The organism is Geosporobacter subterraneus DSM 17957 (genome assembly GCF_900142145.1).
Lineage (GTDB): Bacteria > Bacillota > Clostridia > Peptostreptococcales > Thermotaleaceae > Geosporobacter > Geosporobacter subterraneus.
In genome coordinates, this window is record NZ_FQZV01000026.1 from 11,240 (window position 1) to 28,962 (window position 17,723).

Annotated in this window: 16 protein-coding genes; all 16 read left to right on the forward strand. The window is 40.3% G+C overall.

All coding sequences use genetic code 11. From position 1 onward, the window contains the following. Positions 1–111: 111 nt before the first annotated feature. The 16 genes from lepA (at position 112) to floA (ending at position 17,686) form a co-directional block, all read left to right on the forward strand. On the forward strand, positions 112–1,923 hold the full coding sequence (gene lepA / locus BUB56_RS10475) for a translation elongation factor 4 (RefSeq protein WP_110941271.1): 1,812 nt from the start codon (positions 112–114) through the stop codon (positions 1,921–1,923). Beyond that, positions 1,910–3,100, forward strand: coding sequence for a radical SAM family heme chaperone HemW (hemW, locus tag BUB56_RS10480; protein ID WP_110941272.1), 1,191 nt, complete (start codon positions 1,910–1,912; stop codon positions 3,098–3,100). Before lepA ends, hemW begins: the two co-directional genes overlap by 14 nt. 105 nt (positions 3,101–3,205) lie before the next feature. Next, the gene (hrcA, locus tag BUB56_RS10485) at positions 3,206–4,237 is read left to right on the forward strand and encodes a heat-inducible transcriptional repressor HrcA (RefSeq protein ID WP_110941273.1); all 1,032 of its coding nucleotides are present in this window, start codon (positions 3,206–3,208) and stop codon (positions 4,235–4,237) included. Positions 4,238–4,325: 88 nt separating this feature from the next. Next, positions 4,326–5,858 (forward strand): TCP-1/cpn60 chaperonin family protein, encoded by a 1,533-nt coding sequence (locus tag BUB56_RS10490; RefSeq protein ID WP_110941274.1) that lies wholly within the window; start codon positions 4,326–4,328, stop codon positions 5,856–5,858. 26 nt (positions 5,859–5,884) lie between these two features. Then, positions 5,885–6,463: a nucleotide exchange factor GrpE gene (grpE, locus tag BUB56_RS10495; protein WP_110941275.1), complete on the forward strand. Its 579-nt coding sequence runs from the start codon at positions 5,885–5,887 to the stop codon at positions 6,461–6,463. Between the two features lie 35 nt (positions 6,464–6,498). Continuing rightward, positions 6,499–8,337 carry a molecular chaperone DnaK gene (gene dnaK / locus BUB56_RS10500; protein WP_110941276.1) on the forward strand — a complete coding sequence of 613 codons (1,839 nt, stop codon included), beginning with the start codon at positions 6,499–6,501 and terminating at the stop codon, positions 8,335–8,337. Between the two features lie 124 nt (positions 8,338–8,461). After that, positions 8,462–9,598, forward strand: a complete 1,137-nt coding sequence (dnaJ, locus tag BUB56_RS10505; protein ID WP_110941277.1) for a molecular chaperone DnaJ — start codon at positions 8,462–8,464, stop codon at positions 9,596–9,598. Between the two features lie 126 nt (positions 9,599–9,724). Further along, entirely contained in the window at positions 9,725–10,681 is a 957-nt protein-coding gene (gene prmA, locus BUB56_RS10510; RefSeq protein ID WP_110941278.1) for a 50S ribosomal protein L11 methyltransferase, read from the forward strand. Beyond that, positions 10,674–11,432 carry a 16S rRNA (uracil(1498)-N(3))-methyltransferase gene (locus BUB56_RS10515; protein ID WP_110941279.1) on the forward strand — a complete coding sequence of 253 codons (759 nt, stop codon included), beginning with the start codon at positions 10,674–10,676 and terminating at the stop codon, positions 11,430–11,432. Before prmA ends, BUB56_RS10515 begins: the two co-directional genes overlap by 8 nt. Next, on the forward strand, positions 11,433–12,752 hold the full coding sequence (mtaB, locus tag BUB56_RS10520; RefSeq protein WP_110941280.1) for a tRNA (N(6)-L-threonylcarbamoyladenosine(37)-C(2))-methylthiotransferase MtaB: 1,320 nt from the start codon (positions 11,433–11,435) through the stop codon (positions 12,750–12,752). It begins immediately after the preceding gene. Positions 12,753–12,833: 81 nt separating this feature from the next. After that, positions 12,834–13,178 (forward strand): histidine triad nucleotide-binding protein, encoded by a 345-nt coding sequence (locus tag BUB56_RS10525; protein WP_110941281.1) that lies wholly within the window; start codon positions 12,834–12,836, stop codon positions 13,176–13,178. 127 nt (positions 13,179–13,305) lie between these two features. Then, a complete protein-coding gene (gene rpsU, locus BUB56_RS10530; protein WP_110941282.1) occupies positions 13,306–13,524 on the forward strand; it encodes a 30S ribosomal protein S21 in 219 nt (72 codons plus the stop codon). Then, positions 13,503–13,946, forward strand: coding sequence for a GatB/YqeY domain-containing protein (locus tag BUB56_RS10535; protein ID WP_110941283.1), 444 nt, complete (start codon positions 13,503–13,505; stop codon positions 13,944–13,946). Before rpsU ends, BUB56_RS10535 begins: the two co-directional genes overlap by 22 nt. A 148-nt stretch (positions 13,947–14,094) precedes the next feature. Beyond that, positions 14,095–15,225, forward strand: a complete 1,131-nt coding sequence (locus tag BUB56_RS10540; RefSeq protein WP_110941284.1) for an endonuclease/exonuclease/phosphatase family protein — start codon at positions 14,095–14,097, stop codon at positions 15,223–15,225. Positions 15,226–15,361: 136 nt separating this feature from the next. Beyond that, positions 15,362–16,681: an NfeD family protein gene (locus tag BUB56_RS10545; protein ID WP_110941285.1), complete on the forward strand. Its 1,320-nt coding sequence runs from the start codon at positions 15,362–15,364 to the stop codon at positions 16,679–16,681. Between the two features lie 12 nt (positions 16,682–16,693). Beyond that, a complete protein-coding gene (gene floA / locus BUB56_RS10550; protein ID WP_110941286.1) occupies positions 16,694–17,686 on the forward strand; it encodes a flotillin-like protein FloA in 993 nt (330 codons plus the stop codon). Positions 17,687–17,723: the final 37 nt, after the last annotated feature.

Genomic DNA, 17,723 nt, shown 5'->3' on the forward strand with positions numbered 1-17,723 from the left:
CGATTCGCTCGGCTTGTTCCAATTATGCCATAGACGCTATATACTAAAAAAGCGAATTATGATATAATGTTTTAGATTACGACAGAGAAGGATATGAGGAGGATGTAGTAGATGACCAGTAATCGACAAAAAAAGATACGGAATTTTTGTATCATTGCTCATATTGATCACGGAAAATCTACCCTTGCTGATAGATTGATTGAAAAAACCGGCCTATTAACGTCAAGAGAGATGAAAGATCAGATACTGGACAGCATGGATTTAGAGCGGGAAAGAGGGATTACCATAAAGCTCCAGACAACGCGTTTGGTTTATAAAGCAAAGGATGGAGAAGAATATATCCTTAATCTGATTGATACACCGGGACATGTAGACTTTACCTATGAAGTATCCAGAAGCTTAGCAGCCTGTGAAGGTGCCATTCTGGTTGTAGATGCAGCCCAGGGGGTAGAAGCGCAGACTTTGGCCAATGTATATCTGGCCATTGATCAAAATCTGGAGGTAGTTCCTGTCATTAATAAAATAGACCTTCCCAGTGCGAGACCAGATGAAATAAAGGCAGAAATCGAAGACATCATCGGCATTGATGCCAGTGATGCGCCATTGATATCAGCAAAGGAAGGCTTGAACATTGAGGATGTACTGGAAGCGGTTGTAAAGCATGTACCGCCCCCCAGTGGAGATGAAGAGACTTCTCTAAAAGCACTGATCTTTGATTCCTATTATGACAGCTACAGAGGGGTTGTAGCTTACGTTCGCGTAAAGGAAGGAACCATTAAGCCCGGAGATAAGATCTTAATGATGGCTACGGGGAAGAAGTTTGAAGTCAACGAAGTAGGCATATTTATTCCGAATCCAATGCAGATAAGTGAGTTAAAGGCTGGTGATGTAGGCTATGTCACAGCGAGTATAAAAAATGTAAAGGACACACGGGTGGGTGATACGATTACCAGTGCCGCTAATCCCGCTGCTGCTCCGCTGCCTGGGTATAAGAAGGTTGTACCTATGGTATATTGTGGGGTCTATCCGGCAGAGGGTGAGAAGTATGAAAACGTACGGGATGCACTGGAGAAGCTTCAAGTAAATGATGCGGCTTTAGAATTTGAACCGGAAACCTCCGTAGCTTTAGGTTTTGGTTTCCGATGTGGTTTCTTAGGACTTCTTCATATGGAAATCATTCAGGAAAGATTAGAAAGAGAGTTCAATTTGGACTTAATTACTACTTCTCCTAGCGTTATTTACAAGGTTGTAAAAACCGATGGAGAGGTTCAGATGATTCAAAATCCGACGAATCTTCCTCCTGCCACAGAGATTGCCTATATGGAGGAGCCTATTGTGAATGCCAATATTATGCTTCCAAATGAGTACGTGGGAAGTGTAATGGAGCTGTGTCAGGAAAGGCGGGGAACCATGAAACATATGGAATATCTTGATGCAAAGCGAGTAGTACTGCATTATGATCTTCCATTAAATGAAGTGATTTATGACTTCTTTGATGCCCTAAAATCCAGGACAAGAGGCTATGGCTCTTTAGATTATGAGTTTAAGGAATATCAGCGGTCTAAGCTGGTAAAGATGGACATTCTCCTGAATAAAGAACTTATTGACGCTTTTTCTATGATCGTCCATGAAAGCAAGGCAGAATCCAGAGGCCGTGCAATCTGTGAGAAGTTGAGAGAAGTAATCCCAAGGCATATGTTTGCAATACCCATACAGGCGGCTATTGGATCAAAGGTTATTGCACGAGAAAATATCAGTGCACTGCGTAAGGATGTACTGGCAAAATGCTACGGCGGTGATATTACCCGAAAGAAAAAGCTTTTAGAGAAACAGAAGGAAGGCAAGAAGAGAATGAGACAGTTAGGCTCCGTAGAAGTTCCTCAGGAGGCCTTCATGGCAGTATTAAAATATGACGACAAATAGTCACCGAAGGGTGGCTATTTTCATAGAGGTGAAAAAGGTGAAAGAGATTGGCATGTATATTCATATTCCCTTTTGTAAGCAAAAATGTGCTTACTGTGATTTTCCATCCTTTGAAGGAAGAGAAGCTGAACTAGATGACTATGTTGCTGCCCTGCTGGTGGAGCTAAAGGAGTGGTACATACCTCTGAAGGACTATCAAATTAAGTCAGTTTTTCTAGGTGGAGGAACGCCTTCCTTGCTAAGTATTTCTCAGCTGAATGCTATCCTTGAAGGAATCTACCGGTGGTTTAGTCTGAAGTCCGCAGCAGAAATCAGTATTGAAGCCAACCCGGGAACCCTGGATAGGGTAAAGCTAGAATATTATCATCATCATGGCATCAATCGTCTAAGTATAGGACTGCAAGCGTGGCAGAATCAACTGTTGAAAGTCTTGGGCAGAATACACACACAGCAGGAATTTATAGATAACTATTATGCTGCAAGGGCGGCCGGATTTAAAAACATTAGCGTAGACTTAATGTTTGGACTCCCTGACCAGACTTTTGAGGATTGGAAAGAAACACTACATCAGGTACTTCAATTAAAACCTGATCATGTCTCCGCATACAGCTTAAAAATCGAAGAGGGGACCCCTTTTGACCGGCTGTATGGACAAGGGAAGCTAATACTGCCGGAAGAAGATCTTGAGCGAGATATGTATCATTATGCCTTGGATTTATTAGAACAGCATAAATACCGGCACTATGAAATTTCTAATTTTGCTTTAGCGGATAAGGAATCGACTCATAACAAGATTTATTGGAACAATGAAGAGTATATTGGCCTTGGTGTAGGAGCTCATTCTTTTTTGAATAAGGTTCGGTTTTCAAACGTAGTCGACATTCGTCAGTATAATGAGCGCTTGCAGCGGCAAAAGTCTCCTGTGGTTGAGCGGCATCAGATTTCTGTTGAGGAAGAAATTTCTGAAACGATATTTTTAGGTTTGCGCATGATGGAAGGAATCGATCGGAACCAATTTTTAAGACGTTTTCAAGTAGATCCTATGGTCAAATATAAAAATCAGATCTTAGAATTTACGGGGCAAGGCCTACTGGTTATAAATGGAGATAGACTGTGTCTTACAAAGAAAGGAATCGATGTATCCAATAGAGTATTCGCTTCCTTTTTACCGGAGTAGAAAATTTTTAAAATCATATTGACAAAATATTTCATTAGTGATAATTTAAAAACATAATAGATTAGCACTCAACGCCATAGAGTGCTAACAAATAGGAGTGGGATTATGGATCTGGCAGACAGAAAAATGAAGATTCTACAGGCCATAATAAGGGATTTTATTACAACCGCCGAGCCTGTAGGATCAAGAACGATAGCAAAAAAATATGACCTAGGCATTAGTTCAGCAACCATTCGTAATGAAATGGCTGATTTGGAGGAGTTGGGTTATCTGCAGCAGCCCCATACTTCTGCAGGAAGAGTCCCGTCAGATAAAGCCTACCGATTGTATGTAGACCGTATCATGATGATGAAGAAGATTGCCCAAATAGAGAAAAATATTATTCAAAAAAGCCTGGCAGAGAAAATCGGAGAACTAGAACAGTTGATTTCTAGTACAGCAAAGATTCTTTCTCAGGTCACAAAGCTTACTTCTGTAGTAATTTCTCCGCAATATCGACATAATAGATTAAAGCATATACAACTCATTCCTATAGACAATCGAAGCATATTGCTAGTGATTGTATTGGATTCTGGGATTGTGAAAAATGCAGTTCTAAGAGTTGCAGAGGAGATGAGTGTGGAGCACCTGGATAAGGTTTCTAAAATGCTGAATCATAGGCTTCAGGGATTGACGGTGGCTGATATCTCAAATAAGCTGATTCAGAGTGTTAAGGATGAAATGCAGATGTTTAGTTCTGTTATATCCGTGATCATGCCTACGGTGATGTCTACCTTAGAGGAAATAGAAGATGTTCACTTATATTTAGATGGTTTAATCAATATGCTAAACCTACCGGAATACAATGATATTCATAAAGCAAGAGAGTTCATCAGTATGCTTGATCAAAAAGATTTGTTAAAGGATCTGCTGATTAATGCACAGGATGATGTAAGCATTACCATTGGGAAAGAAAACAAGCATGAAAATCTTCAGGAATGCAGTATTATTACCGCAACCTACAAATTAAACGGTAGGACTGTTGGGAAAATTGGGGTAATTGGACCCACCAGAATGGATTATGATAATATTGTTTCCGTAGTTGATTTTATGAAAAACAATTTGACCCAGCTTCTGACAGATCATCAAGGAGAGTAATGATTATAGTGCAAAATACAAACAACGTATTTTGCACTATATATATGTCTTTTAGGAATACCTTAAGCATCAGGAAAGGAGAAGAATATTGAATCACATACAGGCTGAAGAAGAAAAAACAATGGAAAAGTATTCGGCACTTGAAAACAATATTCAGGCAATCAAAGCCCTCGTGTCTGCTGTAGAAGGAACCCTGGGTCCCAAGGGAATGGACTGTATGATTGTCAATGAGCAGGGGGATTTTATTATTACAAATGATGGGGTTACGATTCTAACGGAAATGGATGTAAGCCATCCTGCAGCGATTATGCTGATTAACGGTGGGTTTGCCCAGCAAAAAGAAATCGGAGACGGCACGACTACGATGACTATTTTAGCTGGACAATTGCTTGAATCCGCTCTTCATTATATCCAGAAAGGGGTATCCGTCCACCAGATTATTCAGGGGATAAGAACAGGTATCCAAAAATCAGTTCAACATATTCAACAGGCTAAAGTTTCGATTAAAGAGGAAAACTGGGAACTGCTAAGATCCATTGTTAGGATTGCAGGGAGGAATGATGAGACCCTCATCGATTTACTCTATGATGCAGCTGCATACATAGGAAAAGAAAGACTGTTGGCAAAGGATTTTCGGTTTGCAGACATTATTGAAGGAATTGAAGGAATGGAAAATGAATTGGTCAAGGGAGTTGTCATCCATAGGGCTCCAGTAGGGGAGATAGAGGATGTTTGTATTCATGATGGAAAAATACTAATCCTTGACGATGAACTGCGGCCTGAAGTTTTGGCTGATGAACTGATGGGAACTGAGAGTGGATTTAATCAATATATAGAGAATCGGAAGGTGTTTGAGGACGGAATCCAGCGGATTATTGATAAAGAGGTAAATGTTTTATTCACAGCGGGCAGCATAGATCCCTATGGTGAGCAGCGTTTAGCCGATGCAGGTGTTGTTGTTATGTCCAATATATTGAGAGAGCAGCTGAACCGATTGGCCCGATGCACTGGTGCGAAGCTGGTAAAAAAAAGTGTACTGCATAAAAAACACCAGGAGTTGGAGATATATTGCGGCAAAGCTGGGCAAATTATATATGATGCAAAGCTTGACGGTCTAAAGGTGACGAATGGATCAGGTATATTAACGGCTACGCTTTTGGTAAGTGCAGCTACAGGCATTGTTACAAGAGAAAAAGAACGGATAGCCCGTGATGCAGCTGCTGCACTGCAGGCAGCAGTAAAGGAAGGTATCGTTGCAGGCGGCGGTGCTGTGGAATTATCCTGTGCCCTTATGCTGGAGGATCTGAAGTATCATACCGACAGCATGGAGAAGTACGGTATAGATTGCGTGATCGATGCACTAAAAAAACCTATTTACAATATTATTAAGAATGCAGGCTTTAATCCTCTAGAAAAACTGGAACAAACATCTGCGGCTATGAAAAACACAAATTGTCAGAGTCTAGGGGTTTGCTGTGATACGGGATCCATAAGGGATTTACTGCAAGCCCAAGTCATAGATCCTGCAGTCGTTAAGATATATGCCTTAAAAACAGCAGGAGAAATTGCCGAGGCAATTTTAAAGATACATCTAATACTAAAGGGAAGATCATACCAATAAAATATGAATTAGGGCAGGTGAAGAAGATGGAACAAAACTATTCAGAAAAAAATGAGAAGGACTTTACAAAGGATGAAACAGCTGAGAGTGATCTTGAGGCCACAAGAGAAGAACTAAAAGAACAGCAGCAAGCGTATCAGGATGAGGAGTTGAGGGACTTATTGGAGAAAAAAAACGAAGAGATTGAGGAAATCAATAATAAATATTTACGTATTTCTGCAGATTTTCAAAACTACAAAAGAAGAGTTGAAAAAGAAAAAAGTGATATATACAGCTTTGCCAACGAGAAGTTAATCCTAGAACTGCTTCCGGCAGTGGACAATTTGGAGAGGGCTGTAGGTGTCATCGCAGAAGAAGGAAATAAAGATGCAGCGTTGACGAAGGGGATAGAAATGATTCTCCAGCAGTTATTGGATACAATGAAGAATAATGGTCTGGAGGAGATAAAAGCCTTAGGTCAGGATTTTGACCCTAATCTGCATCATGCAGTGATGCAGGAAGCTAGTGATACAGAAGAAGGAAATAAGGTATTAGAGGTTTATCAAAAAGGATATACCTTAAATGGAAAAGTGATCCGTCCAAGCATGGTTAAGGTATCTCATTAAATATTATAGTGTATATAAAGGAGGAAAAGTTTACTATGGGTAAAGTTATCGGTATTGACTTAGGAACAACCAATTCATGTGTTTCAGTTTTAGAAGGTGGAGAACCAGTAGTTATTCCAAATGCAGAAGGTAATAGAACTACGCCTTCTATCGTAGCATTTACAAAAAATGGAGAAAGATTAGTAGGAGAGACTGCCAAGCGACAAGCGATTACAAATCCAGATAGAACGATCATATCCATCAAGCGATATATGGGAACAGATCACAAGGTTTCAATTGATGGTAAAGATTATACCCCTCAGGATATTTCTGCAATGATTCTTATGAAGTTAAAGGCTGATGCAGAGGCTTACCTGGGAGAAAAGGTTACAGAGGCAGTCATTACTGTGCCTGCGTATTTTACAGACAGCCAAAGGCAAGCAACAAAGGATGCCGGAAAAATTGCTGGGTTAGAAGTAAAAAGAATCATCAATGAGCCTACGGCGGCTTCTTTGGCCTATGGCTTGGATAAAGATACAGAGCACCACAAAATTATGGTATTTGACTTAGGAGGAGGTACCTTCGACGTATCCATTCTAGAATTGGGGGATGGAGTATTCGAAGTACTTGCAACAAACGGAAATAACCATCTTGGAGGAGATGACTTTGATCAAGTGGTTATGGACTATTTGGCAGAGGCCTTTAAAAAAGAAAATGGGGTAGATCTAAGACAGGATAAAATGTCACTGCAGCGATTAAAGGAAGCAGCTGAGAAAGCAAAGAAAGAGCTCTCCAGTATGCAGACGACCAACATCAATCTGCCTTTTATTACGGCAACAGCTAACGGACCACTGCACTTAAACATGGATCTTACAAGAGCAAAATTTGACCAGTTAACAGCTCATTTAGTGGAAGCAACAATGGGGCCCTCTAGAAAAGCATTGGAGGATGCAAAGCTAACAGCTGCAGACATTCATAAGGTGATCCTGGTAGGGGGTTCTACAAGAATTCCTGCTGTGCAAGAGGCTGTAAAAAAATTGACAGGTAAAGATCCCCATAAGGGAGTAAACCCAGATGAGTGTGTTGCTATCGGGGCAGCGATCCAAGCAGGCGTATTAACTGGGGAAGTAAAAGACATCCTGTTGTTGGATGTAACACCCCTTTCATTGGGAATAGAAACCTTAGGTGGTGTGTTTACAAAGCTGATCGAGAGAAACACAACCATTCCTACAAGAAAGAGCCAAGTGTTTTCAACAGCTGCTGACAATCAAACAGCGGTTGATATTCATGTGCTGCAGGGTGAAAGACAGATGGCAGCCGACAATATTACATTAGGAAGGTTCCAGTTGGGAGGAATTCTGCCTGCACCAAGAGGAATTCCTCAAATCGAAGTAACCTTTGATATTGATGCAAACGGCATTGTACATGTTAGTGCAAAGGATAAAGGTACAGGCAAAGAGCAAAGCATCGCCATTACTGCATCTACAAACCTTTCAGATGATGAGATCCAGCGAAAGGTTAAAGAAGCAGAACAGTTTGCAGAAGAAGACAAAAAGAAGAAGGAAGCTATAGAGACTAGAAACAAGGCAGATTCCATGGTTTATGAAACGGAAAAAGCACTAAAAGAAGTAGGAGACAAGGTTAGCCCAGAGGATAAAGCTAAGGTGGAATCAGCATTAGAGGCGTTAAAGAAAACCCTTGAAGGTAACGATACAGAGCAGATGAAAAAAGCAACTGAGGATTTGACAAACGCCTTCCATGTATTGTCTCAAAAAATGTATGAGCAGGCAGCACAGCAAGAGGCACCCCATGGCCAGGAACCTCAGGGAGCAGGCAATGCAAACAAGGACAATGTGGTTGATGCCGATTATGAAGTAGTAGACGAAGATAAATAAACTATAGGCACCCCTTTGGGTGCCTTGTAATTGTGAAGAATGGTTGCATATTATCCAAGGATTTCTTATAATAGATAAGGTATGCAACTTTACGCGAATCTTGACTGGAAAGGCGGTGAAAAGAATGGCAAAAAGAGACTACTATGAGGTCTTGGGCCTGGAAAAAGGTGCAAATGAACAGGCTGTTAAAAAGGCCTATAGAAAGCTGGCGATGCAATATCACCCAGATAAGAATCCAGGCAATAAAGAAGCGGAAGAGAAATTTAAAGAAATTAATGAAGCCTATGAAGTATTGAGTGATGCCAATAAAAGATCAAGGTATGACCAATTTGGGCATGCGGGAGTAGGCGGCAATGGTGATGGCGGTTTTGAGGGCTTCTCAGGATACGGTGGATTTGACGATATTTTCGGGGATATTTTTGATATGTTCGGTGGTGGAGGTTTTTCAGGTGGTCGTAGGAGAAATGGACCTCAGAAGGGTGCTGATTTAAAATATGAATTGGGCATTACCTTTGAGGAGGCTGCTTTTGGGGTAGAAAAGGACATTAATGTATCTCGGCATGAGAGTTGTGGTACTTGCGGGGGTACAGGTGCTAAGCCGGGCACTTCCAAAAAGACCTGTTCAAAATGTAATGGGTCCGGTGAAGTTCGTTATGCCCAAAGAACACCCTTGGGACAGTTTGTCAATGTAAAAACCTGTGATGTCTGTCATGGAGAGGGGAGTATTATCGAAACCCCCTGTAAGGATTGTAGCGGTACAGGAAAGGTAATGAAGGACAAGAAAATTCACATAAAAATACCTGCAGGAGTGGATACGGGTTCAGTTATACCACTGAGGGGTCAAGGTGAACCAGGTATCAAGGGTGGCCCAACGGGAGACCTCTATATTGTACTGCGGGTGAAACCTCACGAAATCTTTCAAAGAGATGGTAATGATGTAATCTGTGAGATGCCGATTACTTTTGTTCAGGCAGCCTTAGGAGATGAATTAGTTGTACCTACATTAGATGGGAAGATTAAATACAAAATACCGGAAGGAACACAAAGCGGTACGATTTTTAGGATGAAAGGAAAGGGTATCCCAAGTTTGCGAGGTTATGGCAGAGGAGATCACTATGTTAAAGTAATCGTGGAGATACCGAAAAAGCTAAATGATAAGCAGAAAGAGCTGTTAAAGCGATTCGCCGATGAAATGGGCGAGGATGTACACGAGCAAAGAAAAACATTTTTTGATAAGGTAAAGGATGTTTTCGGCATATAGTTTAAAAGCACCCAGTTATAACTGGGTGCTTACTAGTAGTGAGAGATTGCGAATATACTGGTAAATTTTATTAGGTTAGGGTATAATATATGGGATAAAAAGGTCAAAGCTACGGAGGGTATGGTAATGAAATGGATTGAGGTAAAAATTAAGACAACCACGGAGGCAGTCGAAGCTGTGTCAAACATTCTATATGATGTTGGCGTGGGCGGCGTTGTCATTGAGGACCCTAGTGATCCTATCTTTAAAGAAAAGGATGCAGGGGACTGGGACTATGTAGACGAGTCACTGCTGCAAAATGTATTGGAGGGTGCAATTGTTAAAGGGTATCTTCCTGAAAGTGAAGATCTTATTGACAAAATTGAATGGATAAGGCAAAGTGTGGAAATGATTCCCCAATATAATCTGGATAAAGGCCTTGGAGAGGTGACAACTACTGAAGTCTATGAAGAAGACTGGGCAAATGCATGGAAAAAATATTATAAACCAAAGAAGATTGGCAGTAAGATTGTCATTAAACCTACCTGGGAGCCTTACACACCTCAAGCAGAAGAGATTATCGTAGAACTTGATCCTGGCATGGCCTTTGGAACCGGAACTCATGAGACCACAATGATGTGTGTTCAAAATCTAGAAAAATATGTGACTCCTGAGAGTCTTGTCTTTGATATCGGCTGTGGCAGCGGCATACTGTCCATTACTGCCGCAAAGCTGGGAGCTAAAAAAATTGTAGGCATCGATTTGGACGAGGTTGCAGTAAAGGTATCAAGAAAAAATGTTGAAGACAATCATGTAACAGAACAAGTAGAGATTCGACATGGAAATCTGCTGGATACCTTACATGAGAGAGCCGATGTCATCGTAGCCAATATCATTGCGGACGTAATCATTATCCTGGCCGATGAACTCCGACAATTCCTAAAGGAGGAAAGCATATTTATTGCTTCAGGAATCATATTGGATAAGATTGAGGAAGTTACGGCGGCATTAAGAAAAAACAGATTTGAAATTGTACAGATTGAAACAATGGGAGAATGGGCTGCAATTGTGTCAAAACCAGAAGGTGATCAGAAGGATGAATAGATTTTTCGCAGACAGAAAAAATATCATAGAAGATCAACAGCGGATTTTTATAGATGATCCCGAGGACGTCAAACATATAGGGAAGGTTCTTAGACTTGCGGAAAAAGATATTATTGAGATCTGTGATGGAGAAAATGGGATCTACATAGGAGAGATTTCAACTATCTCTAAAGGGAAAGTAGAAGTGAAAATACAGGAAAAGAAGATTTCTGATACAGAACCCCCTATAGAAGTGACGCTTTTTCAGGGGATTCCAAAGGGTGCTAAAATGGAGATGATCATACAGAAATGTACAGAATTAGGCATTCACAGCATCATTCCATTGAATACAAGCCGTACGGTAGTTCAGTTAAAAGATAGAAAAGATGAAATAAAAAAAATAGAACGATGGCAAAAAATAGCCCAAGAGGCCGCAAAGCAGTCTAAAAGAGGCGTCATACCGAATGTTGGACAGCCTATAGAATTTTCAGATTTGGAAGAGACATTGGCTGCATTTGATTTTGCCATTATTCCCTATGAAAAAGAAACCAGGATTGGGTTAAAGTCTTTATTAAAAAACAAAATAGGACAAAGAAAAATCGCAGTAATTATTGGTCCGGAAGGCGGTTTTGAAGAGGCGGAGATCGAAAAAGCCAAAGAATTTGGAAGCGTGCCCATAACCCTTGGAAAAAGAATCCTCCGGACAGAGACTGCCGGATTCGTGGTGTTAAGTACCCTCATGTATGAACTAGGGGATTTAGGAGGTATATAGGTGAAAAAAGTAGCATTTTATACTCTCGGGTGCAAAGTAAACCAATATGAGACGGAAGCTATGGGGGAATTGTTTGAAAAGGCTGGTTATCAGGTGGTAGACAATGAGACAGGTGCCGATGTCTATGTGATCAATACCTGTACGGTGACTAGTTTGGGAGATAGAAAATCACGACAGCTTATTCGTAGAGCAAAAAAAGAGAATCCCAATGCAATTATCGCTGTAGTTGGGTGTTATTCCCAGACTGCACCTGAGGAAGTTTCAAACATTGAGGGTGTAAATATTATATTAGGTACCAATGATCGAAACATGATTGTAGAATATGTTGAGAAATTTCGGGATGCCAATGAAAGAATCTATGCAGTAAAAGATATTATGCAGATTCGAGAATTTGAAGAAATGACGATTGGTGAAATTAAGGGCAAGACCCGGGCATTTTTAAAGATACAGGAAGGCTGTAACCAGTATTGCACCTATTGCATCATACCCTACGCCAGAGGGCCTATCCGAAGCAGAAAACCTGAGGATATTGTTAAGGAGGTTCACAGATTAGCAGAGAATGGTTTTAAGGAAGTAGTATTAACGGGTATCCATGTAGCTTCCTATGGAAAGGATTTGGACGAGGGATCTCTGCTGGAGGTGCTCAAGGCCATTCACCCTATTGAAGGTATTGAACGGATACGGTTAAGCTCCCTGGAACCTACTTTAATCAGTGAAGATTTTGTGATAGAAATTTCAAAGCTTCGCAAAATGTGTCCACATTTTCATCTTTCACTGCAAAGCGGCTGTGATGAGACGTTAAAGCGTATGAACCGAAAATATACAACCGCAGAGTATAGAGAAAAAGTAGCACTTCTTAGGAAACACCTTCCCGATGTCTCCATAACCACTGATGTTATGGTTGGTTTTCCTGGGGAGACAGGGGAAGAATTTGAAAAAACCTATGAATTTGTAAAAGAAATCTCTTTTAGTCAAATTCATGTGTTTAAATATTCTCCAAGGAAGGGAACTCCAGCTGCAAAATATAAACAGCAGGTTAGGGCAGAAGTAAAAAATCAGAGAAGTGAGAAGCTGATAGCATTAGCTTCTGAGGATGCTCGGAAATATAATGAAAGATTCATAAATACACGGCGACAGGTACTTTTTGAGGTAGCAAGTCATGAATATGAGGAATATTATGAAGGGCTGACAGAGAATTATATCCGTGTATTTTGTAAATTTGAAGAAAGTCCCGAAGGCAAGATAAAGTCAGTTTTACTCACAGAGGTAATGGGAGATGGCTTAAGAGGTTCCTTTGTTGGCGAAAAAGAGAGCTTATAGATAAGAAAAGCAGGATTTTTTCTATTTCTGTTGAATATGTATTTGAACCTATGAGAAAGCTTATTGAAGGAGGTGAACCGCGTGTCTGACTGTATTTTTTGTAAAATTAATTCCAAGGAGATTCCAGCAAAGATTGTGTATGAGGATGAGAGGGTGTTGGCTTTCTATGATATAAGTCCTGCTGCTCCGGTCCATATACTCATCATTCCCAAGGAACATATTGCTTCTATTGATGATGTAGGAGAAGCTCACCGGGATCTTTTGGGACACATTCACCTGATTATAAAGAGAATTGCAGAGGACTTGAATATCAATAGGGATGGGTATCGAATTGTAAATAACTGCGGCGATGCCGGGGGACAGACAGTTCATCACTTACATTTTCACTTATTGGGTGGACGTCAAATGAAATGGCCTCCAGGTTAAAAAAAAGTTGCAGAAATAACAAATTTAATGTATAATGACATAGTATTATACACATTTTCGATCTCTATAGTTGTGTATTTTGCTATAGATACAGCACAAGATTGCTAGCGGAGGGAGGGAGAATTATATGTCACAAATTAAAGTTGGGGAAAATGAAACTCTTGAGAGTGCTCTTCGTAGATTTAAGCGTTCATGTGCCAAAGCTGGTGTTTTATCAGAGGTTAGAAAAAGAGAGCATTATGAGAAGCCAAGTGTAAGACGTAAGAAAAAAGCAGAGGCGGCGAGAAGAAAAAACGCTAAGAAATTTCTAAAAGAGGTGAAATCATGTCCCTCAAAGATAAGTTAATGGAAGATCTAAAAATAGCCATGAAAGAGAAAGACCAACTGAAAAAGTCTGTTATCACATTGGTGAGAGCTTCGATTAAACAGTATGAAGTTGATCATAGAGTAGAACTTGATGATGATGCTGTTTTGGAAATTATGTCCAAGCAGGTGAAGCAGAAAAAGGACGCTATTGAAGAGTTTTCTAAAGGTGGAAGAGAAGACCTGGTCAATGAAGCAAAAGCAGAAATTGAAGTTTTGCTGACCTACTTACCAAAGCAGCTAACAGAAGAAGAAATCTCGGAGATTGTTATTCAGGTACTCAATGAGACCGGTGCAACCACTACCAAGGATATGGGAAAGGTTATGGCTGCTCTCATGCCTAAGGTAAAGGGGCGTGCTGATGGAAAACTGGTAAATCAAGTGGTTAAAAAACATTTACAATAAAAAAAAAAGACCGAAGGGTCTTTTTTTTATTGTAAATGTTTTGCTGCCTGTACAAGAATGCTTTTCGATTTGTAAAAATTATCAACTAAACAAAGGGGGAGGGAATATGGTATAATATAGTCAGAATATTTCAAAAAGGGGGATCTCGATGAAAAAAATTGCTGCAGTTCTGATATTGGCATTGTTGTTTCTGCTAGGATTCTCCTTTTCGGCTACTGTATTTTCTGAAGAGGAAATAGAGATGAGAGTTATTCAGGGCGACGGTGATCATTCTTTAATTAAAATATACACACCTACGAATATTGAGAGCATTTATTTGGAAATCTATCATATGGAGAGTAGATTTTTAGCGGGGATTCATCTAAACTATCATACAGTTGAAAAATCGGATGAGAGTACAAAAAATGTATTTTTGCTGAATACAGGGGTACTAAGTGGCAAAAAACAAATTCATTTTAAACTATTTCCCGGGACACAGAGGGAAGAAATTTTCCGGTTAAGGGATTTAGAAGTGATTGAAGCTGCTGCTGAAGCAGCAATGATACTACAGGAAAGCAAGGGTACGCAAGTGGAGGAGATGAATCGACTCAAGGTAATGAGCTTTAATATTCATCATGGTAGAAGCAGGTTTGGAGCATATAATATCAATGATGTCATAAAAACCATAAGAGACCATGAAATAGATATCGTGGGTCTTCAGGAAGTCGATAGAAATGTGTATCGTTCCCGATTTGAGGATCAGATAAAAAAGCTGTCAGTAGAACTGGATATGTATTATGTTTATGGGCCCAACATCAGAATTCTTGGAGCAGAGTACGGCAATGCAATTCTCAGCAAATATCCGATCGAGGATTTTGAGAATGTTACTTTACCGGGAAACAGAAGAGAAAAAAGGGGATTGCTGATGAGTAAGATCCGTGTAAACGGAGAAGAAATCAGATTTTTAGTTACCCATTTGGGCCTAAATCGAGAAGAAAGAAAAAAGCAAATGCACGCTATTGATCAGTTTGTACGGTTCTTAGGAAAGCGGGTGGTTTTAGTAGGGGATTTTAATACTACTGACAGCAGCATTGATTTCTATGATTTTAAGAAGTATTTAATAGATGCTGCAGAAGTTTTTGAAAATCAGCATCAGCATACTTATGATGGTATTGTCTTTAAATCCAGGATTGATTATATTCTTACGACACAAGACTTTAAAACCATGCACTACGAGGTACTGGATACAGATATATCCGATCATTTTCCTGTGATTGCCCATATAGAGCTAAGTGAATAGGATAAAGGAATGGTCAAATCAGTCTATCTAATAGGATAGACTGATTATTTTTTTGAAAATTTTTTAGTAAAATAAGAAAGTGTTTTAAATAACTGGAGAAAGTGTATTATACTAATATATAGAGGAGGTGAATCATTTGCTAAGACAAAAGGGAAAAATACTGCTGCTTCTTCTAGTATTATTGACGATACTGCCCTATGGACAAGGGAAGGCTGCAGAAGGTGCTACTGTATATGTTATACCGGTTAAAGGAGAGATCGGTCCTGCCACTACCCAGTTTATAAAGAGCAGTATCGCAAGAGCAGAAGCTGATCCAAACTCTGTAGCCATCCTATTTGAAATTGATACATTAGGCGGAAGGGTGGATCAAGCTACTAAGATTAGAGATTTAATCTTTACAACACCCTTGCAGACTATTGCCCTTGTAAATAACAAGGCTGAATCTGCCGGTGTTTTAATTACAATTTCTGCCGAAAATATAGTCATGGCACCAGGGGCGACCATCGGATCTGCAGAAACGATTCCCTACAATGAGAAAAATATATCTTATTGGCGGGGAGAATTGAGGACAACAGCCGAACGCAGGGGAAGAGACGCCAGGCTGGTGGAATCGATGGCAGACAGGAGGATTGCTATTCCTGATCCAAATGATCCTGACAAATTCATTGTACAAGAAGGGGAACTGCTGAACTTAACGACGAAGGAAGCAGAAAATCTTGGATTTACAGATTTTACATCAAATGATTATGATGAGATATTATCTTTTTTTCAAATTGACTACGATGAAATCATCCCCGTACAACAGGATTATAAGATAAGGGTTGCCCAGGCAGTAACAAGCTCAGTGGTCTTACCGATCATTCTAAGCGTAGCCTTTATTGGATTGGTAATAGAAGTGCTGACGCCAGGTTTTGGTTTTGGAGGAACCGTGAGTCTCATTGGCTTCGTCATATTTTTTGGAGGAAGCGTATTGGCGGGTAACGCGGGATTAGCAGTCATTGCATTATTTGTTACAGGAATTGTCTTATTGCTCATCGAAGCGATGATTCCCGGTTTTGGTGCTCCGGGAATTGGCGGTGTGGTTTGCATTATCTTAAGCATTATTTTAGCATCGGATTCTATTGCCCTAGGATTGACCTCACTTTTTATTGCCTTCGTCATGACGGTGATTGTTGCAATACTGCTATTAAAGTATGCTCCGCGGAACAAATATTTCGATAGGATCATATTAGGAACCGAGCTTAATAAGGATGGGGGCTTCTCTTCTAATATTACCAGAGAAGATCTGCTAGGGGCTGAAGGCGTTGCAGCAACCCTGTTAAGGCCTTCTGGAACAGTAGAGATTAATGGGATCAAATATGATGTGACTGCAGATGGTGCGTTTATTGAGCAGGGAGCAAAAGTAAAAGTTATCAAGGTCGAGGGAAGAAGGATCGTTGTAAACAAAATTGATTAGGAGGGTATAGGCATGGAGATTGTAGTATTAGGTATTATGATGATTGTTGTTTTGGTTGTATTGGGAATACTTTTTAGCTTTGTACCAGTTGGTTTGTGGATTACAGCATATTTTTCAGGTGTAAAAATTGGAATCTTTACCTTAATTGGAATGAGATTTAGAAGAGTTGCACCTTCAAGAATCGTTAACCCTTTGATAAAAGCAACAAAAGCGGGTTTGAATCTTAATATTGATAAATTAGAAGCTCATTACCTGGCTGGTGGTAATGTAAATAGTGTTGTGGATGCTCTTATCGCTGCACAAAGAGCTGAAATAGCCCTCGAATTTGAGAGGGCTGCTGCGATTGACTTAGCTGGACGTGAGGTATTAAGTGCTGTTCAAGTAAGTGTAAATCCAAAGGTAATTGAAACGCCGAAGATTTCAGCAGTAGCTAAAGATGGTATAGAAGTTGTAGCAAGAGCAAGAGTAACTGTAAGGGCCAACATTGAGCGGTTGGTAGGTGGTGCAGGTGAGGAAACAATTATCGCTAGGGTTGGAGAAGGTATCGTTACAACTGTCGGCTCTGCAAACAGCCACAAAGCAGTTTTAGAAAATCCTGATATGATCTCAAGAACCGTATTGGCAAAAGGACTAGATGCAGGAACAGCCTTCGAAATCCTATCCATAGATATTGCCGATGTAGACGTAGGCAGAAATATTGGAGCACAGCTGCAGACGGATCAGGCAGAAGCCGATAAGCGAATAGCCCAGGCTAAAGCTGAAGAAAGAAGAGCCATGGCCGTTGCCAAAGAACAGGAAATGATAGCTTCTGTACAAGAAATGCGTGCAAAGGTTGTGGAAGCTGAAGCGGAGATACCAAAGGCTATGGCACAAGCACTGCGGGAAGGCAAAATTGGCGTTATGGATTATTATAATCTGCAGAATATCAATGCAGATACTGATATGAGAAAATCAATCTCAAAAATGGGCAAAGAGGACGATCCCACTGGGTCAGGCAAAAAATAGACGTAAATATTGATTTTGCCAATCAAAAGGATGTGAT

What these genes read in the sequence shown, in the direction of transcription:
- lepA (WP_110941271.1), top strand. Translation starts at nt 112, where the DNA reads ATGACCAGTAATCGACAAAAAAAGATACGGAATTTTTGTATCATTGCT.
- hemW (WP_110941272.1), top strand. Translation starts at nt 1,910, where the DNA reads ATGACGACAAATAGTCACCGAAGGGTGGCTATTTTCATAGAGGTGAAA.
- hrcA (WP_110941273.1), top strand. Translation starts at nt 3,206, where the DNA reads ATGGATCTGGCAGACAGAAAAATGAAGATTCTACAGGCCATAATAAGG.
- grpE (WP_110941275.1), top strand. Translation starts at nt 5,885, where the DNA reads ATGGAACAAAACTATTCAGAAAAAAATGAGAAGGACTTTACAAAGGAT.
- dnaK (WP_110941276.1), top strand. Translation starts at nt 6,499, where the DNA reads ATGGGTAAAGTTATCGGTATTGACTTAGGAACAACCAATTCATGTGTT.
- dnaJ (WP_110941277.1), top strand. Translation starts at nt 8,462, where the DNA reads ATGGCAAAAAGAGACTACTATGAGGTCTTGGGCCTGGAAAAAGGTGCA.
- prmA (WP_110941278.1), top strand. Translation starts at nt 9,725, where the DNA reads ATGAAATGGATTGAGGTAAAAATTAAGACAACCACGGAGGCAGTCGAA.
- BUB56_RS10515 (WP_110941279.1), top strand. Translation starts at nt 10,674, where the DNA reads ATGAATAGATTTTTCGCAGACAGAAAAAATATCATAGAAGATCAACAG.
- rpsU (WP_110941282.1), top strand. Translation starts at nt 13,306, where the DNA reads ATGTCACAAATTAAAGTTGGGGAAAATGAAACTCTTGAGAGTGCTCTT.
- BUB56_RS10535 (WP_110941283.1), top strand. Translation starts at nt 13,503, where the DNA reads ATGTCCCTCAAAGATAAGTTAATGGAAGATCTAAAAATAGCCATGAAA.
- BUB56_RS10540 (WP_110941284.1), top strand. Translation starts at nt 14,095, where the DNA reads ATGAAAAAAATTGCTGCAGTTCTGATATTGGCATTGTTGTTTCTGCTA.
- floA (WP_110941286.1), top strand. Translation starts at nt 16,694, where the DNA reads ATGGAGATTGTAGTATTAGGTATTATGATGATTGTTGTTTTGGTTGTA.